The 16,941-nt window shown below is 42.5% G+C and carries 31 protein-coding genes, 1 tRNA gene and 1 pseudogene; 32 read left to right on the forward strand and 1 reads right to left on the reverse strand.

Annotated features, from left to right (window positions below; genetic code table 11):
* Positions 1-119: 119 nt before the first annotated feature.
* The 25 genes from FYJ45_RS24830 (at position 120) to FYJ45_RS24945 (ending at position 11,188) form a co-directional block, all read left to right on the forward strand.
* Positions 120-377, forward strand: a complete 258-nt coding sequence (locus tag FYJ45_RS24830; RefSeq protein WP_102287141.1) for a hypothetical protein — start codon at positions 120-122, stop codon at positions 375-377.
* A 4-nt stretch (positions 378-381) separates the two neighbouring features.
* The gene (locus FYJ45_RS24835) at positions 382-612 is read left to right on the forward strand and encodes a hypothetical protein (protein WP_117531666.1); all 231 of its coding nucleotides are present in this window, start codon (positions 382-384) and stop codon (positions 610-612) included.
* Positions 609-782, forward strand: coding sequence for a hypothetical protein (locus FYJ45_RS24840; RefSeq protein ID WP_154467721.1), 174 nt, complete (start codon positions 609-611; stop codon positions 780-782). The genes FYJ45_RS24835 and FYJ45_RS24840 overlap by 4 nt, the downstream gene beginning before the upstream one ends.
* Positions 758-970: a hypothetical protein gene (locus FYJ45_RS24845; RefSeq protein WP_154467723.1), complete on the forward strand. Its 213-nt coding sequence runs from the start codon at positions 758-760 to the stop codon at positions 968-970. Before FYJ45_RS24840 ends, FYJ45_RS24845 begins: the two co-directional genes overlap by 25 nt.
* Positions 971-986: 16 nt before the next feature.
* On the forward strand, positions 987-1,160 hold the full coding sequence (locus FYJ45_RS24850; protein WP_154467725.1) for a hypothetical protein: 174 nt from the start codon (positions 987-989) through the stop codon (positions 1,158-1,160).
* Positions 1,144-1,353: a hypothetical protein gene (locus FYJ45_RS24855; RefSeq protein WP_154467727.1), complete on the forward strand. Its 210-nt coding sequence runs from the start codon at positions 1,144-1,146 to the stop codon at positions 1,351-1,353. Before FYJ45_RS24850 ends, FYJ45_RS24855 begins: the two co-directional genes overlap by 17 nt.
* Positions 1,354-1,401: 48 nt before the next feature.
* The gene (locus tag FYJ45_RS24860) at positions 1,402-2,061 is read left to right on the forward strand and encodes a hypothetical protein (RefSeq protein ID WP_195841975.1); all 660 of its coding nucleotides are present in this window, start codon (positions 1,402-1,404) and stop codon (positions 2,059-2,061) included.
* Positions 2,062-2,063: 2 nt separating this feature from the next.
* Positions 2,064-2,609 carry a hypothetical protein gene (locus FYJ45_RS24865; RefSeq protein WP_154467729.1) on the forward strand — a complete coding sequence of 182 codons (546 nt, stop codon included), beginning with the start codon at positions 2,064-2,066 and terminating at the stop codon, positions 2,607-2,609.
* Positions 2,606-2,926 carry a hypothetical protein gene (locus FYJ45_RS24870; RefSeq protein ID WP_154467731.1) on the forward strand — a complete coding sequence of 107 codons (321 nt, stop codon included), beginning with the start codon at positions 2,606-2,608 and terminating at the stop codon, positions 2,924-2,926. Before FYJ45_RS24865 ends, FYJ45_RS24870 begins: the two co-directional genes overlap by 4 nt.
* Before the next feature lie 130 nt (positions 2,927-3,056).
* Complete coding sequence (locus FYJ45_RS24875) at positions 3,057-3,383, forward strand: hypothetical protein (protein ID WP_154467733.1); 327 nt, start codon at positions 3,057-3,059, stop codon at positions 3,381-3,383.
* Positions 3,334-3,735: a RusA family crossover junction endodeoxyribonuclease gene (locus FYJ45_RS24880; RefSeq protein ID WP_154467735.1), complete on the forward strand. Its 402-nt coding sequence runs from the start codon at positions 3,334-3,336 to the stop codon at positions 3,733-3,735. The genes FYJ45_RS24875 and FYJ45_RS24880 overlap by 50 nt, the downstream gene beginning before the upstream one ends.
* A gap of 348 nt (positions 3,736-4,083) precedes the next feature.
* The gene (locus FYJ45_RS24885) at positions 4,084-4,740 is read left to right on the forward strand and encodes a DUF6291 domain-containing protein (RefSeq protein ID WP_154467737.1); all 657 of its coding nucleotides are present in this window, start codon (positions 4,084-4,086) and stop codon (positions 4,738-4,740) included.
* A gap of 113 nt (positions 4,741-4,853) precedes the next feature.
* Positions 4,854-5,693 carry a DNA-methyltransferase gene (locus FYJ45_RS24890; protein WP_330588822.1) on the forward strand — a complete coding sequence of 280 codons (840 nt, stop codon included), beginning with the start codon at positions 4,854-4,856 and terminating at the stop codon, positions 5,691-5,693.
* Between the two features lie 13 nt (positions 5,694-5,706).
* Positions 5,707-6,840 carry a DUF4317 domain-containing protein gene (locus tag FYJ45_RS24895; protein ID WP_154467739.1) on the forward strand — a complete coding sequence of 378 codons (1,134 nt, stop codon included), beginning with the start codon at positions 5,707-5,709 and terminating at the stop codon, positions 6,838-6,840.
* Positions 6,841-6,884: 44 nt separating this feature from the next.
* Positions 6,885-7,325, forward strand: a complete 441-nt coding sequence (locus FYJ45_RS24900; protein ID WP_154467741.1) for a hypothetical protein — start codon at positions 6,885-6,887, stop codon at positions 7,323-7,325.
* A gap of 542 nt (positions 7,326-7,867) precedes the next feature.
* The gene (locus FYJ45_RS31550; protein WP_268890975.1) at positions 7,868-7,999 is read left to right on the forward strand and encodes a hypothetical protein; all 132 of its coding nucleotides are present in this window, start codon (positions 7,868-7,870) and stop codon (positions 7,997-7,999) included.
* Positions 8,000-8,311: 312 nt separating this feature from the next.
* Positions 8,312-8,479: a DUF7167 family protein gene (locus FYJ45_RS24905; RefSeq protein WP_154467743.1), complete on the forward strand. Its 168-nt coding sequence runs from the start codon at positions 8,312-8,314 to the stop codon at positions 8,477-8,479.
* A gap of 1 nt (position 8,480) precedes the next feature.
* Complete coding sequence (locus tag FYJ45_RS24910) at positions 8,481-8,732, forward strand: hypothetical protein (protein WP_154467745.1); 252 nt, start codon at positions 8,481-8,483, stop codon at positions 8,730-8,732.
* A gap of 43 nt (positions 8,733-8,775) precedes the next feature.
* Positions 8,776-9,093: a hypothetical protein gene (locus FYJ45_RS24915; RefSeq protein ID WP_154467747.1), complete on the forward strand. Its 318-nt coding sequence runs from the start codon at positions 8,776-8,778 to the stop codon at positions 9,091-9,093.
* Positions 9,094-9,203: 110 nt separating this feature from the next.
* Positions 9,204-9,377, forward strand: a complete 174-nt coding sequence (locus FYJ45_RS24920) for a LexA family protein (RefSeq protein ID WP_154467749.1) — start codon at positions 9,204-9,206, stop codon at positions 9,375-9,377.
* Between the two features lie 20 nt (positions 9,378-9,397).
* A complete protein-coding gene (locus FYJ45_RS24925; RefSeq protein ID WP_154467751.1) occupies positions 9,398-9,700 on the forward strand; it encodes a hypothetical protein in 303 nt (100 codons plus the stop codon).
* Positions 9,701-9,743: 43 nt separating this feature from the next.
* Positions 9,744-10,094 carry a hypothetical protein gene (locus FYJ45_RS24930; protein WP_154467753.1) on the forward strand — a complete coding sequence of 117 codons (351 nt, stop codon included), beginning with the start codon at positions 9,744-9,746 and terminating at the stop codon, positions 10,092-10,094.
* A gap of 17 nt (positions 10,095-10,111) precedes the next feature.
* Positions 10,112-10,336, forward strand: coding sequence for a hypothetical protein (locus tag FYJ45_RS24935; RefSeq protein ID WP_154467755.1), 225 nt, complete (start codon positions 10,112-10,114; stop codon positions 10,334-10,336).
* A 303-nt stretch (positions 10,337-10,639) separates the two neighbouring features.
* Positions 10,640-10,864 carry a hypothetical protein gene (locus FYJ45_RS24940; RefSeq protein ID WP_154467757.1) on the forward strand — a complete coding sequence of 75 codons (225 nt, stop codon included), beginning with the start codon at positions 10,640-10,642 and terminating at the stop codon, positions 10,862-10,864.
* 135 nt (positions 10,865-10,999) lie between these two features.
* Positions 11,000-11,188 (forward strand): hypothetical protein, encoded by a 189-nt coding sequence (locus FYJ45_RS24945; protein ID WP_154467759.1) that lies wholly within the window; start codon positions 11,000-11,002, stop codon positions 11,186-11,188.
* 86 nt (positions 11,189-11,274) lie between these two features.
* Here FYJ45_RS24945 and FYJ45_RS24950 read toward each other — a convergent pair.
* Positions 11,275-11,484, reverse strand: a pseudogene (locus FYJ45_RS24950) (ISNCY family transposase); the annotation flags it as partial.
* 172 nt (positions 11,485-11,656) lie between these two features.
* Between FYJ45_RS24950 and FYJ45_RS24955 the strand changes: the two are divergent.
* From FYJ45_RS24955 to FYJ45_RS24985, 7 genes are all read left to right on the forward strand, one after another.
* Positions 11,657-12,085: a DUF1492 domain-containing protein gene (locus FYJ45_RS24955; protein ID WP_195841976.1), complete on the forward strand. Its 429-nt coding sequence runs from the start codon at positions 11,657-11,659 to the stop codon at positions 12,083-12,085.
* A 131-nt stretch (positions 12,086-12,216) separates the two neighbouring features.
* A tRNA-Arg gene (locus FYJ45_RS24960) sits at positions 12,217-12,291 on the forward strand.
* A gap of 18 nt (positions 12,292-12,309) precedes the next feature.
* Positions 12,310-12,708 (forward strand): hypothetical protein, encoded by a 399-nt coding sequence (locus FYJ45_RS24965; RefSeq protein WP_154467763.1) that lies wholly within the window; start codon positions 12,310-12,312, stop codon positions 12,706-12,708.
* 176 nt (positions 12,709-12,884) lie between these two features.
* Entirely contained in the window at positions 12,885-13,271 is a 387-nt protein-coding gene (locus FYJ45_RS24970; RefSeq protein WP_235931005.1) for a phage terminase small subunit P27 family, read from the forward strand.
* A complete protein-coding gene (locus FYJ45_RS24975) occupies positions 13,271-15,028 on the forward strand; it encodes a terminase large subunit (RefSeq protein ID WP_154467810.1) in 1,758 nt (585 codons plus the stop codon). The genes FYJ45_RS24970 and FYJ45_RS24975 overlap by 1 nt, the downstream gene beginning before the upstream one ends.
* A gap of 32 nt (positions 15,029-15,060) precedes the next feature.
* A complete protein-coding gene (locus FYJ45_RS24980; protein ID WP_321170304.1) occupies positions 15,061-16,287 on the forward strand; it encodes a phage portal protein in 1,227 nt (408 codons plus the stop codon).
* 50 nt (positions 16,288-16,337) lie between these two features.
* Positions 16,338-16,940 carry a head maturation protease, ClpP-related gene (locus FYJ45_RS24985; protein WP_154467766.1) on the forward strand — a complete coding sequence of 201 codons (603 nt, stop codon included), beginning with the start codon at positions 16,338-16,340 and terminating at the stop codon, positions 16,938-16,940.
* Position 16,941 lies beyond the last annotated feature (1 nt).

Consider the following 16,941-nt stretch of genomic DNA (forward strand, 5'->3'; position numbering starts at 1 on the left):
CCTTCTGATTTTATCGTTATACCGGAGTATGAACAAGCTGAACTGTCAGACTTTTTGAAATAACGGTTATTCTACAGACTGTGGCCTATAAAAAATCATAAAAGAAATGTGGTGATAACATGTCAAAAACAAAACCTTTGGGGGTATACGGAGAACGCAAAAACACTGTACGCTGCATTATCAACGCAGGGATAAAGAGAAGGGCACTCAAAAATGCAGACCTTAAAAGTGCTATCAACGAAAATACCCTGGGCAAAAGAAAAAGGTTGCCGGAAACATTCGTACTCGGTGAACTTTGGCGGATAGATGATATTTTGCATTTTACTGATGCGGAGATTTTACAGATGTTTGGAAGAGTTCCGAAGGAAGGAGGATAAGACAGTGAATAAAACAGAATGCCTTGAGTTGGAAAACAAAGTCCTTAAGGGAATGCTGTCAGACATCCAGGAATCTATTCAGAAATTGGATAAGGCCTCAACAGTTACCAGTGAGGAACATATTAGAGAGACATACCGGATGATAGGATGCATCAGACATATTGCTGGTAGCTTCACCGACCGGATGTCCGCGGAGAAATACCGCCGGGGAAATACCGAGGGAGGGCAGACATGAGAGCACTTCAGACAATCGCCTTCCTGGCTCTTGTAGTATCAGCCGGTGGGGTGGAAAACCAAAACGGAGAGCTGCAGCCGGCAGCCATAGGCATTATGATTGTGGCTTTGGTGGCGCTGCTGATTATCTCCAGAAAGGAGGATGCATGGACGAGACATTGCAGGAATTGAAATCTATGAGAGGTTTCTTCCTCACAGCGATTGAAGGAAGCAAGCGGAACATTGAAATGCGGCAGAAGAATGTAGATGCGCTTAATGTGGCGATTGCAGAACTTGAAAAGGCACAGAAAATAGAAAATGCTCCGGCCTGCGGCAACAGGACACGGAGCAATAGAAATAATCATTCAAGTGCATTATAGCACGGAAAGGCACGTAATGGAAGAGAAAATGATATATGTCCCCTATGGGGATTTCGTAGATGGTGTGATGGCAAGGGCTGACCTGGACAGCATCAGAGCTATTATTACAAAAGGAACAGGATACTGTTCAGAAGATATTAAGGCAGTCTTGGGATTGCCAGCGGAGAAGGAAGATGCGGGAAGTGATTGAAAATCGTATGGTTGTTGAATCGGAGTGGCCCACCACCGAGCGCAAATATGTTACCTGCGCCCGATGCGGCTGCAGAATCTATCAGGAAGATGAAACTGATTACGGTGATGACTGCTATGAAATTGACGGGGAATATTATTGTGACGATTGCATAGCGGAAGCGGCCAGGGACATCTTCCGGGTTGCGATTTGAAAGGAGAGTGTTATGCGATTATTAAAGGCAAAAGAAATCAGCTGTCGAGTGCAACAGGTTACAGAGAATGGCCTTTCTTTACTTTTATATGTAACCAGCCGGGCGGGACAAAATCTCCTTGATGAAAAATATGGTGAATTAGGATGGCAGGACAGTTACAGGGAAATCGGAAATGAACTGTTTTGTACAATATCGGCCTGGGATGCGGATAAAAAGTGCTGGGTAAGTAAGGAAGATGTCGGAACTGAAAGCAATATGGAAAAAACAAAGGGCCGGGCTTCTGACGCATTTAAAAGGGCATGTGTAAAGCATGGAATAGCCAGAGAACTTTATTCAGCACCTTATATATTTATTCCTTCATCAGTTTGTAGGATCAGGAAGAAGCAGGGGCAGAATGGTAGAGACATATTTTATACCATAGACAAATTCCGGGTAAATGAAATCACATATACCGCCACCAATGAAATTGACGCACTGACAATTGTAAATCAGGATTTGGATATTGTTTTTAAGAAGTACCCGGCAGGAAAAATTGACAACATAAAATATAAGATATTGCTGGATTTGATGGAAAAAGCTCAGGTCACGGATGAATCAATCCTTGAGTTATGCAATATCTCAGATTTGTCAGACATGGATATAAATGAATTTGTTCCTATAACAAGAAAACTTCAGATAACCATAGAAGCGCGGCAGAAACAGGAGTAATCATGGAATGCACAGGGAAAATAAAAGATGTATCCAGAGGTCTTGATACAAATAATTTTATCTTAACCTTGGAGGTTTCAGACGTTACGCTTCAGGAGCTCCGAAAAGCCGGAAAACAGGAAAAATTGACCGTTGTGCTTAAGACATGGAAAAAGAAGCGTTCCCTGGATGCAAATGCCTATTATTGGGTACTGGTTGAAAAGATAGCCACGCTTAATGGCTCCAGCAAAAGTGTGGTACACAATATTATGCTGGAGAATTACGGGACGCTTGAACGTACCGAGGACGGTAATTTAATGCCAGTATGCATCCGTGACGATATTGACCACCTGGATTTAGACTATATGCACCTCCGGCCAACCAGCAAAACACTGGGAAAAAGCGGAGTGAGATACCGCTGGTATTACCTTATTAAGGGTTCCAGCCAGTACAATACTGCCGAAATGTCAGCATTAATAGATGGGATTGTATCTGAGTGCAAAGACCTGGAAATAGAAACGCTTCCGCCAGATGAGCTGCGGCGTATGAAGGAGGCATGGAAACCATGAAAAAGATAAAAAGTATGGTCACAGAGTATCCAGATATATGCTGTATCTGTGGCCGGATCGCTGAGGCTGAACACCATCTGATTTTCGGAAATCTCAGGCAGTTGGCAGACACAGATGGTATCACAGTCGGAATCTGCCATGAGCATCATACTGGGCCTGGTAGGGCATTGGATCGGATACACGACAATCCGGCGGCAGAAAGTCTTTCTAAAATTGCGGGACAACTTGCATGGGAAAAACATGCGGTTGCCGGAGGAATGACGGAAGTGGATGCGCGAAAAGCATTCATGAGCCGTTACGGTAAGTCATTTTTGTAATAAGGTGTAACGCCGAAAGGCTTACATATATTTGCGAGTGCAGGGACGATATATCGCGAGCCATAGCCTCCTATCTATGGGCTGGGCGGTGCCATAGCCGCCCAACGTCCCGCCGCAGGAAGGAACATTGATGAAAATACAATTATTTGATGGTTATTTTATAGAACCTGATCCTCTCAACCTTGCATTGAAACAGAAATATACAGGGCAAAGCAAAGACGGAAAAGAGCGGGAAGGCGAAAGGATTATTGGATACTGGGGCCGTGGAAACCTTCCAGGACTTATCAAACGCTTTTGCAGCCTCATAGAGGTGCCAGAAGATGACGACAGGATAATTTCCATGCAGGAATACGCTGACACAGTTGTACAAAGCCATAAAAGACTCAGTGAATGGTTGGAGGATAATTATGCAAGAATACAAACTGATATTGAAAGGGACCCTTCCGGGCCTGAATGATTACCTGCGTGCTGAGAGGTCATTTACACGCCGTGGAACAAAGGGACATAGCTGTGGTAATGACATGAAGCAGGAATGCCAGATGCTCATAGCAAATGCTATCCGCCTGCAGCTTAAGCGGTTGATGATACATAACCCGGTATTCATCCGGTACAGTTTCTATGAACCAAACCGGAAACGTGACCTTGATAATATAGCAGGTGTAGCCCACAAGTTTGTCCAGGACAGCCTTGTAAAGTGTGGAGTGTTGGAAAACGATGGCTGGGACAATATCACAGGCTTTTCAGATCAGTTCTTTCTCGACCGACACAATCCGCGAATTGAGATTGTAATACAGGAAGAAGGTGAGTGAGTGTTTATTGAGAACTATATTCCATTTGGTTACAAAAATCGGATATCCAGAGAAACCCTGGAGGCATTAACACGCCAGGGAGATCGGACAAACCGGGAACGCATGGCCGAAGCATTATATGAGCGGCATATCTTGATAGTAAATATAGACAACGCTTATTTCCGGCCTGATGGAAGCCCTGAAGATACACTAAGGGCAGAAGCGTATTACCGGAGAGAATGCACGCGTACAGGAAGCTGTAAAAAGCGCTGCGATGCTATACGTGAATGCATAAGACCGAAAAAGCAGGATGAATTATCAAAGAATCAGATAAGCCTTAAGCAGTTCGGGATTGGTTAGGTGGTTGATATGCGAGATAGTATTGTTTTTTACCGCAGTTTTTATGAAGCTGTGAAAGACCTCCCTGCTGACCAGTTCAAAGCTTGTGTCAAGGCAATCATGGATTATGGACTTGACGGGACTGTTCCGGAAACCTGTGGCATAGAAAAAACGGTCTATCTGATGGCAAAACCTCAGATAGATGTAAATAACAAAAGATACCTGAATGGAACCAAAGGTGGCAGGCCAACAACCAAAAAAGAACCAAACAATAACCAAAATAAAACCGAAGCATATCCAGGCAGTAACCATCCAGTAACCAAAGCCGAACCTAATGTAAATGATAATGATAATGTAAATGATATTAAAAAGAAAGACACTAAAGTGTCTAAAGAAAAATCATTTCAACCACCTTCCGTGGAGAATGTAAGGGAATATTGCCAGGAGGGCGGATACAGGGTAGATGCTGAGTATTTTGTGGATTTCTATACTGCCAAAGACTGGATGGTAGGAAAAAACAAAATGAAAGACTGGAAAGCCGCGGTACGGAACTGGACACGGAACAACCGTGAGGAAGGGCAGGCCTGCAGGAAAGCATCCGCAGCGGACAGATACAATCAGGGTATTCTAAAAAATGAGATAGACATAGAAGCTTTGGAACGGGATTTACTTGGAGGTATGGGATAAGACATTATATTCCTTCCATCAGTGAGAGATTGATCGATATGGGAAAACGATCAGAAAACAGGAATTAAATATAATAGGAGCGGTATATGAGCCGCAGAAAGGAGTGAGGAGCGGTGGCCACCGTAATAGGATATCCTAGCTTCTTTCGAACAATGAAAACAGAATTATACAATGATAATTTCCAGAACTTTAAAAGATATGGAATACCTAAAGCGCAGCTGGTAATTGCAGATATTCCGTACAACATCGGCAATAATTTCTATGGCAGCAATCCCATGTGGTACAAAGGCGGGGACAACAAAAATGGGGAAAGCAAACTGGCAGGCAAAGCCGCCTTTAATACAGATTTTAACTTCAACATTGCTGAGTACTTCCATTTTTGCAATCGGCTGCTTAAAAAGGAGCCTGAGAAAAGCAATGGACGAGGAAAATCATCAGATGCACCATGTATGATTGTATTCTGTTCGTTTGAGCAGATCCAGACCGTTATCAAGTACGCGGAAAAGTATGGATTTAAGCATTACATACCTTTGATATTTTGCAAAAATTACAGTCCGCAGGTTTTGAAAGCAAACATGCGGGTTTGTGGGGCCACTGAATATGCGCTTGTTCTTTATCGTGAGAAGCTGCCTAAGTTCAGGAACGATGGACATATGGTGTTCAATTGGTTTGAGTGGAAAAGGGATAGCACGAAAGAATATCCAAAGATTCACCCCGCTCAAAAGCCAGTATCACTTTTAAAACGACTGATTGAAATTTTTACTGATGAAGGTGATGTGGTAATAGATCCTTGCGCAGGAAGCGGAACCACATTAAGGGCCTGCATGGAATTGAACCGTAACAGCTATGGGTTTGAAATATCAAAAGAATTTTACCGACGCTCTAAAGAAGAAATGTTGAACTATTCAGATAATCAAATGAGTATTGCAGATTACCCCGGCATAATGCCATAAAGGAGAAGAAAAAATGAATAAAAAAGAAGTCCTTGAAATCAGGAAACAATACACCCACGAAAAATGCTCCATTACCCGAATCTGCGGCTGCTACGTGGACGGTGAAAAGAATATCAAAACGCAAATAAAGAAAGCGTTCCTTTCCCTTCCCGAGGAAGAAACCTTCAAATATTTTAATATTTTCAAACAGACCCTTTCCGGCACCCTGGGCAAGAACCTGCTGAACCTGGAATTTCCTCTGGATGCGGAAAACCCGGGCGGCCCCCAGGAATTCCTGCTGAAGCTGCGCGACAGCAAACTCCAGGACGACGTCCTGCTGGCGGATTTTTACCAGAAAGTTATTAAAAACTATTATTTCCCGGAAAATTACTACATTATCCTCATCCATGTGGCCTATGATATTCCCGGAAAATCCAGCGACGGCGCGGAAATGTTCGACGCCTCCGAGGATGTGTACGAATATCTGCTCTGCAGCCTCTGCCCGGTAAAGCTCTCAAAGCCCGGCCTCTTCTATAACACGGAAACCAACAATATTGAAAACCGGATCCGTGACTGGATTGTGGATCCCCCGGTCAAAGGCTTCCTCTTCCCGGCCTTCAACGACCGCAATTCCGATATCCATTCCATGCTGTATTTTTCCAAACAGGCGGAAGAACTCCAGCCCGAATTCCTGGAAAATATGTTCGGCTGCACCATCCCACTGACGGCGGAAAGCCAGAAAAAAATCTTCAATTACCTCATTGAAGACACCCTGGGCGAGGACTGCGACTACGAAGTCGTAAAAAACATCCACGACCACCTGACCGAAATGGTGGAAGAAACCAAAGACTCCCCCGATCCCCTCATACTCACCAAACCGGATGTAAAACGCCTGTTTGAGCTGAGCGGCGTTCCCGGGGAAAAAATGGAAAACTTTGACCAGATATTTGATGCTGCTGTTGGAGAAAAGGCATCTTTGTTTGCTGCCAATATTGCCGGCGGCAGAAAGTTTAATGTAGAAACACCAGATGTTGTCATTAACGTAGAGCCGGAGCGCACGGATTTAATACGGACCAAGGTTATTGATGGTAGGGCCTGCATTGTAATTTCTGCAAATGATCGAATTGAGGTGAACGGCGTGAATGCCAGGACATTGACTGCCGACTAAATATATCAGGATACTGCCGGATATCAGCGGAAGGGAGTATATAGATGTTAATGACAGCAGATATAAAAATGCAAATAGAAGCAATCAAGAATCCTGGAAGAATGTTTCTTATTGACTACGGGAAAACAGTATTATTAACAGACGGATATAAAGGGCCATACATAGAAAAAGCGAAGGCATTAATCAATCTGGAACAAATAAGACACACAGAGTCGGTGAAAGATGATTTTAATCCACAAAGCATGGAAGTTGATAAATTGACCAGGACCCGTCATTTAATTGTTACCAGCAGCGGGAAAGTGGCTTGTAGATTTGATACAAATGATGGAGAACAGATTTGGGCAAGGAATGATTGGGTAAAAGAGTATAAAAATGCTTTCAGCTATGCGACAGAAAAAACTAGAAAGGCTATTATTCCGATTGGTATAAATGGAGAATGTCTTGGAATTATTTTATGCCTTCATGTTGATGATATAGAAAGCTGAATGAAGAATATGCTGTCCTATCGGCTATACGGGGGGCAAGGACGAACGGGTGACCTTGTAAAAAAATCTCTGGAGCAAAAACCAGATAGGCAATAAAAAAGAGGGTGAGCAGATAACGCGCCGAGGAAGCAACGGGTACGCCACAACCATAGGTGGATGGCAGCCGGGGCCGTCGATTGGGCGAGAGCCAAAGCTGGGAGCCAGTACCGGTAAATTAATCTTTATGGCAATAATAACAGACCATATGTTATTAAAAAAGATTATGGTAATGGGAGAATAATAAAAAAAGGAGATATTTATATAAGGAAGGGAGCAACTACTTTTAAGGCCTTAAGAAGTGATTTAGATTTTATTTATAGTAAAAAGTGTAGAAAACAAGTATCTTTAGGAGATGATTATTTATTTATTGGATGCGTAAATAATGAAGGAAAATCTCCATTTGTAGCAGGAAGTATAAATGAGGATTTAGGCCAGTAGTACGGGAGGAAATAGGATGGAATTTAACAGCCGCGCAGAGTTGCATCCATGCATGAAATGCGAATATGGAGAAGTGTGGAAAGAACAGGGTAAGCCTGCGGGAAATGTCTGTAAACACACCGAAGTCTGTAAAATCAAAGGTTTGTATCATGGGAGATATCATAGCAAGAAACGAGTACCGGATTGGTGCCCGCTAAAAAGCTAAGTATAATGAGGATTTAATGGAGGTGTCGGAATGCAGAAAAGAAATATAAAGTGCAGTGAATGCGAATTTTGCAAGGATCGGGGGCGGCCCGAAAATAGCAGACCGAGTTTTTGGTGCGAACATCCAGACACGAAATATATCGCAGATTACTTTTCGCATCATAGGATTCAGAAAATGGAAGGATTTCTGTGTTTTGGAAAACCGTGGTCGCATGAAGTTACGATTAAAACATCCCCTGCATGGTGTCCTAAAAAAGCGGATTAGCCGGTTAAACTGAAATTTAGGCGAATAGCCGGAAAGGAAAATGATGAAAAAAATACACTATCATTTAGGGACTGGGTTTACGGGAGCCAGCTATGACGAAGTGGTTGAATTCGAAGATTCTGCAACTGAAGAAGAAATTAATGAGGCATACGAAGAGTGGAAAAACAACTATCTTGATGCTTCATGGTGGGATTTAAAGGAGGTGTGAGATGAACTGCATTAAAGACGGAAAATACACAGGTGACAGCCGCTTTGGTTGTCCGGTGAAGGTCGATGAATGTGAAATCAGAGACAAGGTATACCGAAAAAGATGGATTCCGGCGGCGGAGCGGTTGCCGGGGCAGCTGAATATTGAAGATATAGAAAGGGAACAGAATGAAGATATCAAGGCAGAAAACGAAGAAGAGCCGGATGGCGAGGCAGACGGAATTTACAGCCAAGGCCAGGAAAGCGATACATAAAAGAGATCAGGAATCCTGTTTCTTCTGTCGGCGGGGTTATCATATGGAAAACGCCTGCCGATACGGCGGCCTGCAGATTATGCATGTGGTTCCCCGCTCACAGCTGGGCCTGGGTATAGAGCAGAACGGCGCCCTGGGATGTATCGGACATCATGGAATTTTGGATAATGGGAACCGTGGCCTGCGAGGAGAAATGCAAGCCATGCTTGAAGACTACATGCAGGGTATGTATCCGGGATGGTCCAGGGAAGCGGTTACATATAGTAAGTACGGGAAAAAACAGGTTTGGGAAGCTCCAGGCGGCAGCAGGAATACGCAAGATAATATGGATGGAATTTCCTTCCTGGAGGAAATTGTATGAAGCTAGTAAAGATGATTGCAATTATCTTAGCCGTGATAATGCTTTCCGGATGTGCGCAGCCGCTGGCGCCAGATCCTTTTACAGACAGCATCTACTGGAGGGGAATGTAAATGGCAAACAAAGATAAGACAAGGGCAGCAATAAAGGAGTTTATTGTCAGTTATATGCAGGAACATGGATACAGCCCAACATTCGCGGAAATAGGCGCGGCTGTAGGGCTTAAGTCAAAAAGCAGCGTCAGTGCCCACATAAAAAGGATGTTGGAAACCGGTTTGCTTAACTGAGGATATAGCGGAGGTATAAAATGCAATTTGTAATTAATGGAATGAAATATAACACTGAAAACATGGAAGAGGTGGCGGAGGTTAGAAAGTGGTATCAAGTAAATAAGTTCTTTTTCAGCGCCATGTGTACTGGAAAAGAGATTGGCCGGGAGTACCAGTGTAAATTATGGAAATCTGCAAAAGGGAACTGGCTTTTGACCCATGAAAGAGATTATGGGAAGATATTCGGAGAAGCTATACAGGAAGAGGAAGCCAAGAAACTTTTAATGGATTATGCAACGGCCATTTATGAAACCATGTATGAGAAATTACCAGAAGCGTAACAGAACAAAAGTTATTGAGCAATTGAGAATTTAGGAGGTACCAATGAAGAAATTATCAGAAATAGACGATGACACACTACTGACCGTCACCCCAAAAGGGTATGACGGAACAGTGATGGATAAAGAAGAATTTATGCAGTCCAGTTATTACATTGATAGGGATGAGGTGGATGTCGCGATTGCGGAAGAAACATTTGCATCTTTCAGCCTCTATTATGCTCTTGAATGTCTGGAAGATGATATGCACGAGGACTGGCTTAGCAATGTGATGTCTGCGATACCAAAAGACGTTAGAGAGCGGATTGAAGCGGAAATCAACAGTTATTTGGATAAAGAGCCGACTTATTATCCGGGCGAAGCTGTTGATTGGTTAACTGAGGATTTAGGTGAATAACCGGAAGGAGATAAGGAATGCGATATAAATGCATAAATGCAATGGGAATTGAAAAATATGATGAACACGGTTTTCCAACTGGTAGCTATGGCGTAATAACAGAGGGATCGGTCTGGTATGAAGATGACGTTAACATGATCGGAGGAGAGGTACATCTTGAGTGCGAGAGTGGTTGTGAGGGATGTGGTTGGATAGAAATCACTAGAGCGCACTTAGCGGAATGTTTTGAGGTAATAAATTAGCGGTTCAACTAGGGGGACATTAAGTGAGGATTTAGCGGAGGTAAGAGATGTTTTTCTTGGAGAGAAAAGAAAGCTATGCAATGCCAAATATTTTAGGAAATTGCTCACAACCGGTATATACATATCGCTGGAAAGCGATAGCAAAAAGTGAGACAGAGCGGCCGCTATTAGATATGATTAAGGATATGGATGTTGCAACGCACAGGATAGTATCTAATCAACCGAACTGAAATTTACCATTCTGGTGATTGTACCGAGATGGTATGTAAATTGGGATAGGCAATTAGCCAGAAAGGAAATTATATGATACCTGAAGAAATTACTATGAAGTCTTGTATAAAAAGATACGCAACACTTGACAGGGACATACACAATGGTGATGGTGAGGGCATGGGAGCAGGATGCAGGGTGCAGATCATTTCAGCCAATAATCGGGGTATGACAATACAAACGGAAAAATGCCCCTGTTGCCACCAGTTTGCGACAATAAGCAATGTAAAGAGGCGCGATTTAACATTAATCAAATGAGGATTTGAAGGAGAAACAAAATGAGTGATGAAAAGGCAGCAATGATTTGCGCAACAGTTATTATTATATCATTTATGATTTTGATGGGTATTGTTTGTTATTTAGTAAGATGAGGATTAAATGAGGAATTAACTCATGAAGAAAACAGAGAACTATGAAATGACAATTAGGCTGTCGAATAAAAAAACTGCTGCATGCGAACTGTGTAAGGGCGCACCGCAATCTGATGAGATATACATTTTTCGCAAAAATGGGAACGGTCATTACCTTTGTAGGAAGCATATAGAAGAACTTTTGATGATTGCAGCATTATCAGAAGATTGATGATTTTGAGGAAAGAAAATGAGGATTATAAAATTCTATTACGAAAATTGCATGGGTGATAGTGGTTATTTTACAGAGAGAAAAGATAATAACAGAGCCTTAAGCATGGGATAAAGAAGATGCCTGCGGGGCCTGCCGGTGGCAGCATGAAAATGGGAAACAAAGGATACCGGAACAATTTCATCAAGGTTAATGGTTTCATCAAGAAGAGAAAGAAACTTATACTTATCGTTATCAAATTTATTTTGGCAATCGGTAAAAATATCTGCCAAAGAGAGCTGTTTATATGTTATCATGTAAGTACATCTCCTTTTTGGTGGATTGGTTGATAGCTGTTCGTAACTCTATTGTACCATAAACCATTGAGGAGATGTTTTATTTTGTAGAAAAAAGAATCCCGCATTTATGCAGGTTCTGGCGTTTCGCAAACGCCTAATATGGCAGCAGGAATGAAAGGAGATGATACCAATGAAATGTGAAAAAAAGAGCATGACTGAAAATGAAAAAAAGAAAGATTATCTAAAAGGGTATGAGAGGGCTATAAGGCAAATGGAAAGAAGCGATGAACGAATTAGAGAAATACGTTTAAATAAGATTTGTCCAACGGTGATAATGGATGGTATGCCTCATACTTTTGGTGGGAAGGATTTATCAGATTATGCAGCCTTGATGGAAGAGGAAGAAAGGAAATATAGAAAGGCTAGATATCTACGAATAAAGCGGTGCCAGGAGATATCGGACAAAATAGAACAAATGAAAAATGAGGATGAAAAGGACGTATTAATGTATAGATATATTAAACGTATGAAGTGGGAAAAAATATCAGATAAAATGGGATTTGATGTGCGTCAAATATACAATATCCACGGGAAGGCTCTAACTCATTTCGAACTATGATTTCATGGTATTTCATGTTTTATTTTGATATGATATAAAGTGGAAGAAGTGAAAAGGACACTTGTTCCATTCTTTTGCAAGAGGTACCCGGTTGGCTGAACTGGGTACCTTTTTATGTAAAAAAAAGTTAAAGCAGAGTAGAGCAGTTCGGTCAGCTCGCCAGTCTCCTTAGCTGGAGGTCAGAGGTTCAAATCCTCTCTCTGCAATTAGTTGGAGGAAAAAAGATGATTTATAAACGTTGTCCCAAATGTGGTAAACGTATTCCTTCCGGAACATCATGTCCTGTTTGCAAGCGTTCATATAAAGCCCCAGAAGGTGTTTATAAACTGTACCATACACAAAGATGGAGAAACTTACGGGACATGATAATTGCAAGATATAATGGCATTGATCAGTGGGCGTTGCATAAATATAACCGGATTGAGTATGCAGAGACAGTTCATCATATTATCCCAACAGTCGATAACATGGCTTTGTTTTTTTTGGATGATAATCTTATACCAGTAAGCAGGTCAAGCCATGATGAGATACATCGTCTCTATAAAAAACAAAAAAAGGATATACAGGCAGAACTACAGGAAATATTGAAAGGTAATGGGGTAGGGGGGATAAGAAAAGTTTAGACGATTTTCCCACGACCGCTGTCCTACCTTTCTTTACACAAAACTCCAAATAAAAAATTTTGAAATGGAGGGATAAAAGGAGCAAAAACAGGAAGCCATTAGAACGGCAGTCCGGGAACCTTACAAAAGAGGAAAAAGAGCGGAAAATGCTGGAAGAGCAAAGCGTCATAACAGGCATGGAGGATATAGGAAGGCCCCCATCGTGGCTGATAAATACTATAGCTAAAAAAGAGTATAAAAGGGTATTAAAAGACCTGAAAACAATAGAGATTATTGGAAACCTTGATTTGTCTAACTTGGCCGGATACTGTAACGCATATGCCATGTACCGGAAAGCAACAGAACAGCTTTCAGGGCAGGATCTTATTGTAGTAAAAGTATCCGCACAGGGAACGGAGTATGAGGGAGAAAACCCATTAATCATGATACAGAAAAAATATGCGGAGGAAATGCGCAAGTTTGCATCCATGTGCGGCCTTACGATAGACAGTAGGTTGAAAGCGGCAGCAATTAAGGTGGACAGGGCAGAGAATGAGATAGAGGAGGAATTCGGTGATATTTGATGGAAATAAAGGAAGAGCTGATCCAATATTCCAGGGACTGCCTGGAGGATAAGGTTCCATCTGGAAAAAAACATAAACAGGCATGTCAGCGATTCCTGCGCGATTTGGACCTAATAGGGGAAGAGAGTTTTCCGTATATCTGGGATGAAGAAAAAGCAGGGAAAATTGTGAAGTGGTTTTCGTATCTGCGCCATTCCAAAGGGGAACTGGCCGGAAAGCCTATTCTATTGACTACATGGCAGAAATTTTTCCTCTGCCAGTTATACGGGTGGAGACATAGAGATACAGGTTATAAGCGGTTTAAAAAATCATTTGTCGAAGTTGCAAGGAAAAATGCAAAATCACAGATGGAGGCTGGGGTGGCACTGAATGAGATTTCAGAACAGGCCACGCGCAACGGGGAGGTATACGAGTACTACACTGCGGGTGTAAAGCGGCAGCAGTCAAAAATTATATTCAATGAATGCCGGCTGATGCTGCGGGGATCCCCATTAAAACTAAAGTTTAAAATAACACGGGATATCATTGAACATAAAAAAACAGGAAGTTTTATCCTCCCGTTAAGCAAAGAGGATGGGAGATCCGGTGACGGGACAAACCCGGCGGGGCTTATTCTTGACGAATACCACCAGCATACAACAACAGATTTTTACGATCTGGGGCTGGGGGCAGCGACAAAGGAACCGCTTCTGATGATTATCACAACGGCAGGTAAAGATTTAAACTGCCCGTGCTATATCGAAGAATACTCATACTGTTCAAAAATTCTGGATCCGGATGTGGATGTGCATAACGACAACTATTTTGTGGATATCTGTGAAGCGGATGACTCAGATGATCCAGAGGATATACGGACGCTGCAGAAAGCAAACCCAATCCGCGCTTTTTTCGATGCGGGTATTGCAAGGCTGCGGGAAGAATGGGAAATTGCAAAAGAAATCCCTGAAAAACTGATATCTTTTAAAACAAAATGTCTGAATATCTGGATGCAGGCTACGGAAAACGGTTACATGGACATGGCGAAATGGAAAGCCTGTGAAGTGGTTAGCCTTCCAATAGATACCAGGAACAGGCCGGTATATGTGGGATTTGATATGTCGGCAAAAATAGATTTAACATCCGTAACTTTTATTATTCCGTTCCAATCTGAGGAATTGGATAAACAGGGGAACAGGGTTGTTAAGTATATTGTATTTTCACACAGTTTTATTCCGTCGCAGGAAAAACTGCAGGAGCATATACGAAAGGATAAGGCACCGTATGATTCATGGGTAAGGAGGGGATGCCTGGAAATTACTAACAGCCCGATTGTGGATCAAGGCCGTGTAATGGAATATGTGCTTCAGACATGCGCGGAAAATGGATGGAAAATACAATGCCTGTGCTTTGATCCATCAAACGCCAACAAGCTTATGAGTGACTTGTCGGATGAAGGATATACCGTGGAAGAAGTATTCCAGTCGCAAAAACATTTGAATGAAGCGACACAGGGATTCAGGGAACAGGTATATTGCAAAAATGTAATTTACCTTCCAAATCCGCTCCTCAATTATGCCATGAGCAATGCAGTCATCCGGCAGAGCAACGGTATGATTAAGATTGATAAGGACGCAACCACAAAAAGGATAGATCCTGTAGATGCAACATTATGCGCCTACAAACTGGCATTATACCATGACTTCAGCGCTGAGGATTATTCAGATTATTTGGAAAGATATCTAAAGGAGATGCAGCAAGGAAAATCACAAACAGAATAAAAAATGCATGGAATGAACTTGTAAAGCCGGCTGTGTCACTGGAAGATGAAGAGCTGATGAAATGGTTGGGGATAGATCCGGCAAAGCAGAAAGCAATCAATGAAGTAACATACTACACATGCCTGAAAATGTTATCTGAGACAATGGGGAAACTCCCGTTGAAATTTTACAGGACGGAAGGGGAGGGTAGGGTACGGGCGGATCCGGAAGATGGAATCAGCCTGCTAATAAACCGTCCGAATCCGGTAATGACACCAGCGACCTTCTGGACAACGATAGAAGCCAATTGCCAGCATTACGGAAACGGGTTTGCGTGGATCCAGACAGTATATATCCCAGCACGGGGAAAGTACGGCGGGGAATATAAAATTAAATCATTCTGGCCGATGCAGTCAAATTATGTGCAGGTAATTATGGACGATACAGGTTTGTTTGGGAATGCCGGAAAGCTATATTACCGTTACAGCGATCCAAAAACAGGAAAGACCTATATTTTCCCGCAGGAAAATGTACTGCACTTCAAGACATGGTGTAGTTTTGACGGGATTATGGGGAAATCTGTGCAGGAAATTCTACGGACAACCGTGGATGGCCTGGGAGAATCCCAAAATTACCTGAATAACCTATATAAACAGGGGCTTACTGCCTCTATGGTATTGCAATACACGGGAGATCTGGATCCAAAGCTGCGGAGAAAGCTGCAGCAGGAATATACGGAGCTGATGTCCGGGCCTAAAAATGTGGGGAAAGTGGTTCCTGTCCCTGTAGGGCTTACACTGCAGGCGCTAAATATAAAACTGACAGACGCACAGTTTTATGAATTGAAAAAGTACACGGCACTGCAGATTGCCGGGGCATTCGGGATTAAGCCAAACCAGATAAATGATTATGAAAAATCAAGTTACGCGAACAGCGAAACACAGCAGCTTGCATTTTTAGTGGATACCATGCTTTACCGGCTGACGCAGTATGAACAGGAAATTAATTATAAATGCCTGACAGAAAAACAGCGGGAAGAAGGATACTTTTCAAAATTTAATGAAAAGGCCTTGTTAAGGACAGACGCAAAAACACAGATGGATGTGATAAAAACTGCTGTAAATAATGGGATTTATACACCAAATGAGGCGCGTAGCCTGCTGGATTACCCTGCAAAAGAAGGGGGAGAGGTACTGATTGTAAATGGGAATTATGTTCCATTAACGATGGTGGGAGTAGCTTACATGACGAAAGGAAGTGAAGGTGAAGGGCAGAAGTAGATATTAGAGGGGATATCGTATCAAACGATGACAAATGGATTTATGAATGGCTGGGATGGGACGCAGTAAGCCCGCACGATATAAAAACAGTGATGGACGGTCTGCAGCCTGAGGAAACTTTAACGGTGCTTGTAAATTCCGGTGGAGGCTCTGTCATGGCAGCGCAGGAAATCTATTCCATGCTGCGGGGCAGGAAAGATGTGGAAATAAAAATCCAGTCGATGGCAGGTTCTGCGGCCTCAGTCATAGCTATGGCCAACCATTCGGAAATAAGCCCGGTTGCAATGCTGATGATACATAACGTTTCTATGTCGGGCGCATCCGGGGATTACCACGACATGCAGAAAAATGCTGAAATCCTAAAAAAAATGAATTCTGCTTTAGCATCTGCGTATGTGGAAAAGACTGGAAAAACAGAGGAAGAAATTTTAAAAATGATGGACCGGGAAACCTGGATAAATGCCAACCAGGCATTAGAACTGGGGTTTGTAGATGCCATTACGCAGGATAGCGTAGTTATGGTAAATACCGTATCCGGTATGCGCCTGACGGATGAAATACGGCAGCAGGTGACAGCAGAAAAGCAGGCAAAGGACCGGGAAGAGGAAGAAAAGAAACTGTTATTATATGATTTAGACTTTTACGGAGTCTGAG

This window comes from Eisenbergiella porci (assembly GCF_009696275.1).
GTDB classification, from domain to species: domain Bacteria; phylum Bacillota; class Clostridia; order Lachnospirales; family Lachnospiraceae; genus Eisenbergiella; species Eisenbergiella porci.